13 protein-coding genes and 2 pseudogenes are annotated in these 12962 nt (G+C 54.0%); 12 read left to right on the forward strand and 3 right to left on the reverse strand.

Annotation, left to right across the window (positions count from 1 at the left end):
- Positions 1-84: 84 nt before the first annotated feature.
- From ETC00_RS07600 to ETC00_RS07635, 9 genes and pseudogenes are all read left to right on the forward strand, one after another.
- Complete coding sequence (locus tag ETC00_RS07600; protein ID WP_230076744.1) at positions 85-294, forward strand: hypothetical protein; 210 nt, start codon at positions 85-87, stop codon at positions 292-294.
- Between the two features lie 435 nt (positions 295-729).
- Entirely contained in the window at positions 730-1128 is a 399-nt protein-coding gene (locus ETC00_RS07605) for a GntR family transcriptional regulator (protein ID WP_171565388.1), read from the forward strand.
- Entirely contained in the window at positions 1118-1819 is a 702-nt protein-coding gene (locus ETC00_RS07610; RefSeq protein ID WP_230076743.1) for an ABC transporter ATP-binding protein, read from the forward strand. Before ETC00_RS07605 ends, ETC00_RS07610 begins: the two co-directional genes overlap by 11 nt.
- Positions 1820-1832: 13 nt before the next feature.
- Complete coding sequence (locus tag ETC00_RS07615) at positions 1833-2567, forward strand: ABC transporter permease subunit (RefSeq protein ID WP_171565390.1); 735 nt, start codon at positions 1833-1835, stop codon at positions 2565-2567.
- A 12-nt stretch (positions 2568-2579) separates the two neighbouring features.
- Positions 2580-3503 (forward strand): ABC transporter ATP-binding protein, encoded by a 924-nt coding sequence (locus tag ETC00_RS07620; protein ID WP_171565391.1) that lies wholly within the window; start codon positions 2580-2582, stop codon positions 3501-3503.
- Between the two features lie 25 nt (positions 3504-3528).
- Positions 3529-4680, forward strand: a complete 1152-nt coding sequence (locus tag ETC00_RS07625; RefSeq protein ID WP_171565392.1) for an ABC transporter permease — start codon at positions 3529-3531, stop codon at positions 4678-4680.
- A gap of 416 nt (positions 4681-5096) precedes the next feature.
- Positions 5097-5231 (forward strand): hypothetical protein, encoded by a 135-nt coding sequence (locus ETC00_RS20840; RefSeq protein WP_256379863.1) that lies wholly within the window; start codon positions 5097-5099, stop codon positions 5229-5231.
- Between the two features lie 72 nt (positions 5232-5303).
- The gene (locus tag ETC00_RS07630) at positions 5304-6944 is read left to right on the forward strand and encodes a recombinase family protein (protein WP_171565393.1); all 1641 of its coding nucleotides are present in this window, start codon (positions 5304-5306) and stop codon (positions 6942-6944) included.
- Positions 6925-7089, forward strand: a pseudogene (locus ETC00_RS07635) (sigma factor); the annotation flags it as partial. The gene ETC00_RS07630 and the pseudogene ETC00_RS07635, both read left to right, overlap by 20 nt.
- A gap of 14 nt (positions 7090-7103) precedes the next feature.
- Here the strand turns inward: ETC00_RS07635 and ETC00_RS07640 are convergent.
- Positions 7104-8603: a recombinase family protein gene (locus tag ETC00_RS07640; RefSeq protein ID WP_171565395.1), complete on the reverse strand. Its 1500-nt coding sequence runs from the start codon at positions 8601-8603 to the stop codon at positions 7104-7106.
- Between the two features lie 367 nt (positions 8604-8970).
- Here ETC00_RS07640 and ETC00_RS07645 point away from each other — a divergent pair, with 367 nt between their 5' ends.
- The 3 genes and pseudogenes from ETC00_RS07645 (at position 8971) to ETC00_RS07655 (ending at position 10559) form a co-directional block, all read left to right on the forward strand.
- Entirely contained in the window at positions 8971-9747 is a 777-nt protein-coding gene (locus ETC00_RS07645; RefSeq protein ID WP_171565396.1) for an IclR family transcriptional regulator, read from the forward strand.
- Positions 9748-9842: 95 nt separating this feature from the next.
- Positions 9843-10217 (forward strand): annotated as a pseudogene (locus ETC00_RS07650) (sigma-70 family RNA polymerase sigma factor); the annotation flags it as partial.
- Positions 10218-10229: 12 nt separating this feature from the next.
- Positions 10230-10559, forward strand: coding sequence for an adenine nucleotide alpha hydrolase family protein (locus ETC00_RS07655; RefSeq protein WP_171565397.1), 330 nt, complete (start codon positions 10230-10232; stop codon positions 10557-10559).
- Positions 10560-10872: 313 nt separating this feature from the next.
- On the opposite strand, the gene ETC00_RS07660 is transcribed toward ETC00_RS07655, so the two are convergent.
- A complete protein-coding gene (locus ETC00_RS07660) occupies positions 10873-11916 on the reverse strand; it encodes an autoinducer 2 ABC transporter substrate-binding protein (RefSeq protein WP_171565398.1) in 1044 nt (347 codons plus the stop codon).
- Positions 11917-12010: 94 nt separating this feature from the next.
- Positions 12011-12952, reverse strand: coding sequence for an ABC transporter permease (locus ETC00_RS07665; protein ID WP_171565399.1), 942 nt, complete (start codon positions 12950-12952; stop codon positions 12011-12013).
- Positions 12953-12962: the final 10 nt, after the last annotated feature.

Below are 12962 nucleotides of genomic sequence, written 5' to 3' on the forward strand. Positions count from 1 at the left end.
GCCGTCCTTTTTCCCGTACAGGCACGCATGGGCAGCCGCCCACATATGGATAGGAGTAAGCATCCAGACGTGGAGGTGGCAGACGTGTCCAGCATCTTAGCGGCGCTTTCCCTGTTGTTCAAGGAACTCATGCTGTTTGTGGCCTACGTCAAGAACAACGCGTTTCCCCAGCCACTGCCCGATACAGAAGAGGAAAAATACCTGAAGCTGATGGCAGAAGGGGACCCGTACGCGCGCAACAAACTGATCGAGCACAATCTGCGGCTTGTGGCCCACATTGTCAACACGTTGTAAACACGATCCTCGGAAACGAGCATTAGGTCGCCAGCCGGCTGCTTCAACCGTTTGCAATCTGCTCCTGTATTCGGTATATGCGTACATATTCCTCCCTGGTCAGCGAAAAGGTCGAGGGCGGCGGCGTTATCACGTGAATGCTGCTTTTTTTTGCTCCCGGCATCTTGATGAATTCGGCCCCTGCGGCAGCATTCATCCGCGGCTGCTTCAGGCTCTCCCACCGGATTTCCTCAGCTGTCTTGTCTGCGTTGTTCTCCCTCTCTCCCCTTTCCCCTCCCCACGGTTAAGTCACATTCATTCGAATGATCAGTTCCTTTGTTACACGCTTGTCCCAGAAATCTCTTTATTGACTCAAGTGTCTTAAGTGATATAATACACTCAGAACGATTGCTTAGAGTAGCTGCAGCCGTTTCGACCGGAAAGGGGGGGAGACGTTTGAATGAATTTCGGTACGGTCCGATTCGGTTTGTGCTGGACTACAGCCAGCCTTTATATGAGCAAGTGCTGGAACAGTTCCGCAATTCCATTGCAAGGGGAGAAATCGCTTTGGGAGAAAAAATACCTTCCGTTCGGGAACTGGCGCAGGCGCTGAAAATCAACCCGAATACAGTGTTGCGCGCTTACCAGGAACTGGAGCGTGACGGGTTGACGGAGACGCGGCGGGGACAGGGAACGTTTATAACAAACAATGCGAATCGGGTCGCGGAAGTTCGCCAAATGTTGGCGGAGCAGGCAACGACGGATTTTTTGAACAAAATGAAAAGTCTCGGACTGACAAAGGATGAAATACTGCGTTTGTTGCACGAGAAGGAGGACGATGGGCTTGACAGCTAACGCGATTGTCTTCGACAGATTGACGAAGTACTACGGCAAACGCCGCGGGCTGAACGAACTGACTCTTGCGATTCCTGAAGGAAGCATCACGGCGATTCTTGGGCCGAACGGGGCCGGGAAGTCGACAATGATGCGCATCATCGCGGGAATGACGGTTCCCGATCAGGGGACAGTGAACGTGTTTGGCCGGCAGCCCGGGTGGGAGCGTAACCATTTGATCGCCTACCTGCCCGACCGGGCGCGATGGTACGGCGGCCACACGGTGGCAGACGCCTTGGAGTGGGGAGAACGGCTGCTTCCGGGATTCAACCGGGATCGCGCTCACCAACTGGCGAGTGATTTCAAACTGGACGTGGAACTGGAAGTCGAAGGCATGTCCAGAGGCCAGGAGGCTCGGCTGATGCTCGTGCTGTGTCTGGCTCGCGACGTGCCGCTGCTTGTGCTGGACGAACCGTTCTCGGGCATCGACATGATCTCGCGGGAGCAGATCGTGCTGTCCCTGATCGATGCCTTCAGCGAACGGAAGCAGACAGTGCTGATCAGCACGCACGAAATCGGAGAAACGGAAAGTCTGTTCGACTATGCGGTGTTCATTCAGGACGGTCGGGCCGTATTGTGCGGCGAAGTGGAGGAGCTTCGGGCGCAGCGGGGCTCGATGCGGGACATTTATCGCCAACTGTTCGGTGATTAAGGGGGACGGATATATGAGCGAAAACACGTTTCGTTATTTGCTTCGGCACGAATTCCGCCTGGAATTGCGGAAGTTTTTCCAGAAGAAATGGATGGCGAAGTATGGCGGAGTCATCGTCCTGCTGTTGGCGGCGGCATTGACTGTCTGGAAAGAACGGGGAGGTTTTCGGACGGAGTATTTGTTGTATTTGGCCTATATGCTTCCTTACCTGACCTTCATGATTTCGTTCCGGGTGCTGCTGCGGGAGTGGAAAAACGGGACTGTCGGCTGGTGGATTACGCTGCCCTATTCCCGCTCCACACTGCTGCTGGCCAAATTTGGCGCCGCATTCCTGCACATGCTGCTCGTCTACGTGCTGTTTTTCGGAAGCCTGACGCTTCTTGTCCTTTACAACGCAGCGGTTCACGGGCTTGGAACCGCGCCGCTGCACAACTTGTTCGCTGGTGAAGCAGTCTTCGCGACCGTTCTGTTGGGCTTGGCCCCGTTCATGCTGGCGCTTGGCCTGCTGACGGCGGCAGTCGCCCATTCACGCTGGGTAGTGTTGACGCCGCTTCTGTGGATCCTGTTCGGTCTGTCAGCCAACACGCTGACATGGGTGGCCGGAAACGTGCTCTCCAAGCAACCGGATGCTTGGGTGTCAGCAGTTTTGCCCGGATGGATCTACCCGGCGATTCCGCTCGTCTGGGCGTTGGCAGGGCTGACTTTAACGGGTGCAATTCGCATCGTTTCCCGACATTTACGATTTTAAGGAGGAATTCCTTTGAAACCTGCAATTGAAATACACGGTCTCGGTAAATCATACGGCAGCAAAATGGCGCTCAAAGACATTTCGTTCACCGTCCGGGAAGGAAGCTGCTTCGGTCTCCTCGGTCCAAACGGCGCCGGCAAATCGACGACGATGAAAATTTTGGCTGGTTTGCTCGAATTCGACGCGGGAGGTGTGAAGGTGCTCGGCGAAGACATTCGCCGTTCCGGCGACCGGATCAAGGCAAAGCTCGGATATGTGCCGCAATCGATTACGCTGTACGAGAAGTTGAACTCGCTGGACAACCTGACCTATTTCGGGGAAATGTACGGAGTACGGGGCGGCGAACTGAAGAAACGGATTCGTGAGGTGCTGGAGCAAGTCGGCCTGGCAGACCGGGCAAAAGATCCGATCGCTTCCTTCTCCGGCGGGATGAAACGCCGGATCAACATCGCCGCCGCACTGCTGCACAAACCGAAGCTGATCATTATGGACGAACCGACCGTAGGCATCGACCCGCAATCACGGAACCACATTTTTGAAATGATTCGCTCTTTGAAGCGGGAGGGCGTAACGGTGCTGTACTCCACTCACTATATGGAAGAAGTTGAAGCATTGTGCGATCGCTTGGCCATCATCGACCACGGCAGCGTCATCGCCCAAGGTGAATTGAACGAGGTGCTCGACCGATTTGGATCACAGGCCGTCTACCTGGAACTGGCGGAAGGCGAACGGCCGCCGGCGCTTCCGGGCTTCGACGAACCGGCGGCGCAAGGGCGCGGCTGGCTGCTGGAAACGGCGGCGCCGCTCGATGCGCTCGCCTGCTGGGCTTCCGCATGCAAAGAGCGATCGCTCAACGTCAAACGGCTGGAAGTCGTCCGTCCATCGTTGGAGACCGTGTTTCTGGCGTTGACCGGAACGACGCTGCGCGATTCCTGAGTGGAACCTGAAAGGAGATCTTACAATGTGGAATGTAGCACGCAAAGAATGGAAGCTGCTGCTTAAAGAGAAAGGGTTGTTTTTCTGGCTGATCGTACTGCCGATTGCCTTTATCGTATTGTTTGGCACCATCTTCAACGGCGCCGGCAATACGTCCCTCAAGATATCCTACATTGACCTTGATCAGACAACCGCCTCCAGGGCGTTCATTCAGGCAATCGAAGACGCCGGCGGCTACAAGATGGTTGAGGCGGTCGAGAGCGAGATGGCGGACAAAATTCAACAAATCCGCGACGGCAAGGAAACGGTGCTGCTCGTCATTCCAAGAAAATTCGGGCAAGGGATCGAGTCCCAAGAAGGAAAGCAGACATCGGTAACGGTCTATCGCGACGCCGCGGCCGAAGCTGCTGCCGGCCCCCTGCTCGCCATTCTTGAAAACCTGGCGAACGGTTATCGGGACAACAAGGTGAAAGCCGCTCTCCAGGCGACGGGGCGGTCCAAGTCGTGGCAGGAGCAGGTCATGGCCGCGCCGTTCCGCATCGACGACAGACCGGAAAACGCTTTGACCAACAGCAGTATTTCGCAATATGTACCCGGCTATACCGTCATGTTCGTCTTCTTCGTCATCATTTCGATGATTCGGCGGTTTATGAGCGACAAGGAATCGGGCATGATCGCGCGTATGCGCAGCACGACGATCAAGCCGATCAGCTACCTGGCGGGCATGTGGCTGGCCTATCTCGCGGTGGCGCTGATCCAATGCACGGTGCTGCTGTTGTTCGGACACTGGGTTTACGGCTTGCAGCTCGGCGACATCACTGCAATCGCCTTGCTGGTGTTCGCGCTTGCGCTGTGCGGAACGGGGCTTGGCCTCGCACTGTCAATGCTGGTCAGGAGCGAAAACCAGGGAATGGCACTCACGCAGTTGTTGACGATGGGCGGGGCTGTGCTCGGCGGTCTCTGGTTCCCGATCGACCTTATGCCGTCCACGATGCGCGCGATCGGTCATTTCACGCCGCAATTCTGGGCGCAGAAGGCGTTCCAGGACATCATCGTTCGCGGCATGCACACCGCAGACATATGGCAATCGCTGCTCGTACTGGCGGCTGTCGCGTTGGCGGGACTTGCGGTAGCGCTGCTGCGATTTAAAGCTTTCCTGAAAACGGCGCTCGGATAATCGGTGCCTTGAAAAAACCGGTGACAACTCGCGAAAAACGAGTGTTACCGGTTTTTTATACCATGAGCGGAGCCAGTCCAATAACGTTGCCCACCTGCCGTTCACCTCTGCCACACTGGCATGTCGTTTGCGCTCTTCTCAAAAAAACCGGCAGCAAACTTCATCCACCAGGCGGATCAGATACGCTTCCGTGATCTTCTCCTGGCGGATGAGATTCTCAACGCGCAGCTTTTTTCCGGCTATCACAACACAGGCACAGGTTTGTGACATTCCGTCCGATAGCGCCATCCGCGGCAACTCCGCTCCCCTGACCTATTGAGGAAAGAGAAATGCACCTTTGTCGAAAACATCGATCGGTTGTGTTAGGACAATCGACCGGCGGAATAAGGTGTATTGAGGTGAGGAGCATGGGACGAATGTCGACCATCAAAATCGTATATGTGCCGCAGCCTTTTGCGGTTCCCCCCCCCTCGAGCGCCTTATCCGCCAACGAGGCCAAATACGCAGTTATCGACTATATCTTAAAACGATTGATTTTTAAAACCGACTGAATAAGCCGGTTTTTTTGTTGCTTCGGGTGTCATTGGTTGTATTAGCAAAGATTGAAGGGAGCCTGTTTCATCATGTACACCGCAATCTACTCAAGGGTTTCAACGGGCATGCAGGCGTCTGAGGGAACCAGTCTTGATGCGCAAGTTGAGATTTGCATTCGAAAAGCGAGAGACATGGGGCTTTCCGAAAAGATGCTAAAGGTATATCGCGAAGAAGGTTTTACGGGCGAGGACATCGACCGACCGGCGATGAATGACTTAAGGCAGGATGTCGCGCAGGGAATCATCAATCGATTGATTGTTACACATCCCGACCGATTGACCAGAGATTTGACCGATAAATTAATCCTCTGCCGAGAATTGGAGAGAAGCGATGTTGAGATCATCTTCGTGGATACGGAGTACCGAAACACTCCGGAGGGACAGCTCTTTTTCAATCTCATGAGCTCCATTGCCCAGTACGAGTTGTCGTTGATTAAAAAACGGACGGTGCGCGGCCGACTCAAAGCGGTGGAGAAAGAGAAAAAAATTATGCCGATGCGGACGGCTCCGTACGGTTATGACCTGAGCGGGCATACGTTGGTGATCAATGAGGAGGAAGCAGAATTTGTCCGCAAAATGTATCACTGGTATGTCTATGATCATTATACGCTGCGGGAGATCGGGGAACGTCTGTATTCGCTCGGAGCCGTGCCGAAACGCGGTGAAAGCCGGAACTGGAGTGCCAGTTCCATTCGGCGCGTGTTAACGTCGGAAGTGTATATCGGCAGGTTTTATTACAATCGGCGGGAAACACGCAAAATCCGCGGAGAAAAAACGAAGAACGGGAACCCCAAAAAAACGGTTACGTTCCGCGATGAAAATGACTGGATTCTGGTCGAGGTTCCTCCCATCATTGACCCGCAGGTTTTCGCCCTGGCGCAGTCGCGGAGAGAGAAAAACAAAAAGAAATCGGGAAACGTCAAATATGATTACTTGTTAAAATCCATGATCCGTTGCGGACATTGCGGCCGGATGTGGCAGGCAACGACGTATAGCGGGCGAACTCATAAAGAGACAGGGGAAAAGATCCGTTACACGTGTTATCGTTGTCCAAACAAAACTCCAAAGCGGTATGGCGAAGGCGTCGAAAAGTGTCCAACCCGAACGCTGCGCGCCGATATGCTCGACGATTTCGTATGGCGGTTAGTCCTGGAAACGCTGTCCAATCCCGCTGATTACATCGAACGGTTGCAAAACCGATCGACAGAGCTTCATATGGAGCTGCAGTCTGCTGCGGAGAATATCAAACGGCAAATCGAGCAGAAAGAAAAGGAAAAAGAAAAGATTAAACTCATGTTCAAGCGAGAAGTCATCGACGAACAAGAGATGCTCAACGAAATGCGGCACATCAACGCCGGGTTAACGTCGCTAAAGCAAGAACTCTCCGGCTATGAAAAGCAACTGTCCGAAGTGTTGGAAAGAAAGCTTTCCGCCACCCAAGCGGCTCAGCTGACGCAAACGATTCGAACGTTTGTAGAGAGCGGCGGCGATCAACTCAGCTTTGCGGATAAGCGCCATATCGTGGAAACGTTGGTTGATGAGATCCTGATCCGCTTTGATGGCGACGAAGTGCAAGTCACGGCCGTCGGCGCCCTTGACGAGTTGAAGCGGCAGCAGTTCCTTTCATCTGGAAATGGCATCGAATTGTGTTCACATCCTCAAAAAGTTTGAAAACACCGGCGAAGACAGCGAAGACCTGATTTCCATCGGGACGATCGGACTGATCAAAGCCATCGAGAGCTACCAGGTAGAAAAAGGGACCAAACTGGCGACGTATGCCGCCCGCTGCATTGAAAATGATCTCCTACTGTCAATCGGGATGCATCTGAATCAGAAGGTGTAGACGGCGATGTGATCCTGAAAGACCTTGACCTCGCGTACGACATGGCGAATCAGTTCCCGTTTATCTTCAAACGTAAGCTCCTCAGGCGCCTTGGACAAGTAGTAGTTGGCCGCTTCCCAAAGGACATTCCGGTTCTCCCCCGTTTCCTCCATGCGTTTCACCCGCTCCTGCCATTCTGCAAGCTGCTGCACCAATCGCTCTTCTTTGTTCTTCAGCTCTTGCAGTTCCTGGCGAAGCTCCTCTTCTCCCAGTGCATCTTCCCCTGACGCAAACAGCTTCAGCAACCGCTTGCGGCCGACTCTGGTTTTGTTCAACTCTTTCGTCAGCCGGTCCATTTCAGCTTGCTCAAACGAGGGTTCGTCGCGCTGCTCAACGGCTGCCGCCATTTCCTCCGGCTGATTCAGCCAGGTTCGGATGGTTTCCCACACTTCCCGGTCCAGCTCGTCGCACTTCACGCGCCGCCCGCAGCCGCGGTGTTTGGCTCCCGCCGTGTTTTTGATGTCCGTGTACTCGTAGACGTCCCTCCCCCAATGCTTTGTCTTTCGCCCGGTCATCGTATTGCCGCAGTCGCCGCAGCGGACCAACCCGCTTAACAAATAGGAATGAAGCCGTCTGCCGGCCCATCGCCTCCGTGCTTCCTTCAGCATTTTTTGTGCCAGCGCAAAGGTGGATTCATCGACAATCGCAGGGCACGGGAGTAAAATCCACTCTTCTTTTGGCCGCTGTCTCATCCGGACTTTCTCCTCGGGCGAACGAAACCTGTTTCCCAGCATCCCCTCCGTATTCCAGCGATTTTGATAAAATTTCCCGATGTACGCTTCGTTCATCAGAATCTGCCGAACCACTTGCCGGTGCCACACTTTCGCTCCCCGTTTTGTCGGCACTCCCTTGTCCGTCAGGTACTTTGCAATTCCATTGATGCCCTGCACCAGGCCGTTGGGCTGTGTGAAAAGATCAAAGATGAGCCGGATCACCACGGCCTCGTCCTCTTTCACCACCAATTGCTCGGTGGCGGGATCATAGCCGTATCCGTAGATTTTAAAATCCCGCAGCACTCGACCTTGCCGCGCCTTTTCCCTCCGTCCCCGGCTCATCCGCTCATTGATCTTGGCTTTTTCAAATTCCGCGATGGCCCCGCGCATGCTGTAAAACAGCTGCCCTTCCGGCGTTTTGGCGTACTCTCCATTGACAAACACCAGCTCAACCCCGCGTTTGTCAAATTCATCCGTGATGATCAGCTGGTTCATCAGCTTGCGCGAAAGCCGGTCCGGGTCCAGGCAGATTACTTTTGTAATCAAGCCTTCTTTTACATCATGCCGCAGTTTGGTGAGGGCAGGCCGGTCGAGAAACTCACCCGATACGTCATCGACGTATTCGACCACCTCGCAGGTCCCCGCTTTCTTCCGGCACTCCCTGATTTGGTCGTTGAGGCTGAATCCGCTTTTCGCTTGTTCCTCCGTACTCACCCTGGCGTAAATCCCGACCATTCAGCTTCTCCCTCCTGTATTTTCCTGACAAGTACTGATAACAGGCGGATCGGAGACTGTGAGCAGAATCTCCAGGTATGAGCTGTACACGCACCGCACATCCCTCCCTGTCAGAAGTTATGCGGCTTGGGCTTGTCAAAAGTAGCGGATTGGCAAACAAAGCGAAATTGGACTGCCAGCCCTCGTCCATTTTCAAAATGTACATGTTGATTTTCTCATTTACGAAATACTATCATAATAGTAACAATTTTGAAATGAATGTTCTGAAATACGGAACACCACTCTGCGGCGGTCTGTGCATGACCAAATCTTCACCCGTAGTCGTTGGGGTCCATCTTTTGATTGGCTGGGGAGGATCAAGGGGCTCATGGTACAACACAAGAACAAGACACTTGTCAAATCGATGGAAGTGCTGAATCTGTTTCTCCAACACGCGAAACTAAGCCTCAATGAGATGGTAGAACTGTCGGGCATGCCCAAAACGTCCATTCACCGCATGACAGGGTCGCTGGAAGAGATGGGATTCTTACAGAAAAACGAAGACGGCAGCTACTCGCTGGGGTTGACATTCCTGCAGTTCGGCCAATTGGTGGCCGAGCGATTGGATATCCGCCAAATCGCGTTGCCATTGATGAAAACCTTGCGGGATCAGGTGGACGAGGCTGTCAATCTGATCGTTCGCGACGGGGACCAGGCCATGTATATTGAGAAGTTGGACACACTGCATCCGGTCCGGCTTTATACGAAAATTGGCAGAAGATCCCCACTCTACGCGGGAGCCTGTTCCCGCATCATCCTCGCCTTTCTGGACGAACAGGAACGTGAACAGTATATAAACGCGACCACGCTGGTTCCATACGCTTCCGGAACCATTACGGACAAGCAGCGGCTCCGGGACGTACTCGCCGAAGCGCGGAAAAACGGCTATACCGTCAGCTATTCGGAACTGGAGGAAAACACCGCGGCGGTGGCGGCGCCCATTTTTGACCATCTCGGCCGCATCTGTGCCGGATTAAGCATTGCCGGTCCGGATGTTCGATTCGGCGACGAGCGGCTGCCTGAATTAATCCAGGTGCTTAAGGAGACTGTCAGACGGATTTCGTACGAGCTCGGCTGGCGAGAGAATGTGACGTTGAGGAGATAAGCACAACACAGACACACCAGTCACGGATTGCACGCCAACAAGCGGCACCCGCCGCTGCCACATACGACGGTCCGCATACGTTTGACAGTAAACTCGAGATTCTGATGCATCTGCGCAGTTTGAAAAAAACCAAAAAGGACGTGTCGCTGCACGACCCCATCGGAACCGACAAGGAAGGGAATGAAATCACCCTGATCGACGTGCTGGGCACGGAGATTGACGAGGTCGTGGACACCGTGCAGCTCAAGCTGGAGTCAAACAAGATCTACCAGCACATCCACATCCTCGATGAGAGGGAAAAAGAAGTGATCATTGGCCGGTTCGGTCTGGACCAGGACAAAGAGAAGACACAGCGGGAAATCGCCCGCGAGCTGGGCATTTCCCGTTCGTACGTGTCGCGGATCGAGAAGCGGGCATTGATGAAGTTGTTTAATGAGTTTTATCGGACGAAGCAGACGCAGGGCAGGTAGGAGAAAAAGGATGTGATTGACAGAAAATCAATCACATCCTTTTTCTGCATTGTAGCAGGTTTCCCGGCTGGCGCCGCAGGATTGGCGCAAGCGGTTCTTGCAGGGGCTGCAACTGTGACTACGCTAGCGGGTATCACTGGAGATGCGTATGCAACCTACTCTCGTCTGCAAGCGAGTGCAGAAGTTGCTGCCAACCTTGCCTCAGCCCAGAAAGTGATGAATTACAAAAATTGGACGAACCCGATGTTTATTTTAGTAAGTGTATATTCAATAATGAGAATAGAGACATTAGTCTGTAATGGACAATGGCTTTTTCGCCTATGGATCGAGGTGCGAAAATGAATAAGAAAATCTTTTTGCAAATCACTTACTTAATCTTGTTTGTCGCGATGCTGATCGAGACGCTTTATTTGGATGTTCCTCCTGCCGTGCGGGGCTTTCTTGGCATAGGGACTCTTTGTAATTTGGTTTGTTTTTATATGATTACAAAACATACTCAATAATGCCTGTATGACTATCGATACCAAATTACCAGCCATGGCTTGAAGAAGTTCTACATAGAGTTTGGAGAGCGGCTTGCCTTTGAACCTCTCTAACGAAAGGCTGCCTGAATACAGGCAGCCTCCGTTTGTTGACAGCGTCTGTGCGGCTCTGATTAAAAATCGTAGTTGCCGGCGTTTTCCTTGGTGAAGTCGCTCGGCGGTCCCATGATGACGGTTTTGCCGTCTTCCTTCACTTCGATCTTGCCGACGTTCGCCACCTCCTGGCCGTCGGTCGGCTTCTTGCCTTCCGCCAGGTCTTTGGCCAGGGTGACGGTCAAATAGCCCAGTTTCACCGGGTCCCACAGCGTCGCCGTATCGAGCGATCCGTCTTCCAGGAACGGTTTCGAGTCCTTGGGCAGCGCCACGCCTACGAGCGACACCTTGTCCTGCAGGCCTTTTTCCTGGATCGCCTGAGCTGCACCGAGCGGCGCCACCGTGGAGTAGGCCAGGATGCCGTTCAGGTCGGGGTTGGCCTTCAGCAGGTCAAGCGTCTTTTGGTACGCCACCTGCTGTTTCTCGTCCGTGCCGATCTTGTCCCCGATGATCTGCAGGTTGGGGTACTTCTCGGCAATCTGCTTTTTCGACCAGTCGATCCAGGTGTTCAGGTTTTGCGCCGACAAGCCGCCCGTCACGATCGCCACTTTACCGCTGTCGGTGCCCATCGCCTGGACAAGAAGGTCAACCATGTGGCGTCCGTACACTTCGTCGTCGATTTGATGGACGGACAGTTCAACCACCGAAGGATCGGCTGGCGTGTCCCAGTCCATCACCTTGATGCCTTGATCCTTCGCCTTTTTCAGCACCGGCGTCAGCGCGGCGGCGTCGTTCGGCGCGACGGCGATCACATCCACCTTTTTGGCGATCAGGTCCTCGATCACCTTCACCTGCTGCGCGGCGTCCGGTTGGGTCGGGCCGGTGTAGATCAGCTCAACGCCCAGTGCGTCTGCTGCCTGCTTTGCCCCTTTTTCCGACGCGTTGAAGTACGGGATACCGACCAGTTTGGGAACGACGGCGATTGTCAGCTTGCCGTCGCTTTTCCCCCCTGCCGCGCCATCAGCAGGAGCGGCCGGATTTTTCTGTACGGCACAGCCCGTCATCAAGCCCAGTGTCAGCAAAACGGAGACGGAAACAGACAGCATTTTGTTCATCTTTTTCATCAAAACTCCCCCTGTGTCTCTTGATCAGAGATTTTGTATTGGACAAAAGGTGAAAGAAGCGGATGACTTTATAGGTTCGGCAGCATCCCTCCCTTCACGCGGTCTGACTTTGCTTGCGCTTTGCTGAGACATAGTTGATCAGCAGGACGCCAATCAGGATGGTGCCCATCAGGATGTCGATGACCATGCTGGAGACGCCCAGCAGATTCAGCCCGTTGGAGATGATCTGGAAAATCCCCACGGCCAGCACGACTCCGATCACTTTGCCGTACCCGCCGGAAATGCTGGTGCCGCCCAGGACTGCGACCGCGATGCTTTGCAGCAGGTACGAGCTGCCGATGTCCACCTTGGCAGAATTGTAGCGGCTGGTCATGATGATGGCCGCCACCGCGGTCATTAATGCGGCAAACAGGTAGACCAACAGGACGACCCGGGTCGTGTTAATCCCGGAAAACAGCGTCGCCGTCGGGTTGTTGCCGAACATGTAGACGCTGCGGCCCCACGCTGTCTTGTTCAGCAGAATGGACAGGATCACGGCAATCACCGCAAAGATCAGGATCGGAATCGGAACGACTCCCAAGAGGCCGTTGCCGATCAGTGAGTAGCTCTCCGGAAAGCCGGAAATGCTGTTGCCTTTTGTCAGCAGCAGGACAATCCCCTCAAACAAAGTCATCGTGCCCAGCGTGACCAGAATAGGGGAAACGCCGACGACGGCGATGAAAAATCCGTTGAGAAGCCCCCCGGCCAGCGCAGTGGCGAAGCCGGCCAGGATGGAAACCGGCACGGAATACCCGTTGGTCAGCAGCATTGCCACGATCACGCCAGCCAGCGCCGCCAGGAAGGTGATCGACAAATCGATCCCCGCCGTCAGCAGCACGACCATCATTCCCAGCGACAATATGCCCAGTTCGGGGAGTTGAAACAGCATGTTGATCAGGTTGTACGTGTCAAAAAATCCCGGGACAAACAGCGTCATCAACAGAAACAGTCCCGCAAACACGTAGCCGAGAATCCATTCTTTCGAGAGAAAATTCATGTCCTCACCC

It is taken from the genome of Brevibacillus sp. MCWH, from assembly GCF_013096935.1.
In the GTDB taxonomy this organism is placed as follows: domain Bacteria; phylum Bacillota; class Bacilli; order Brevibacillales; family Brevibacillaceae; genus Brevibacillus; species Brevibacillus aydinogluensis.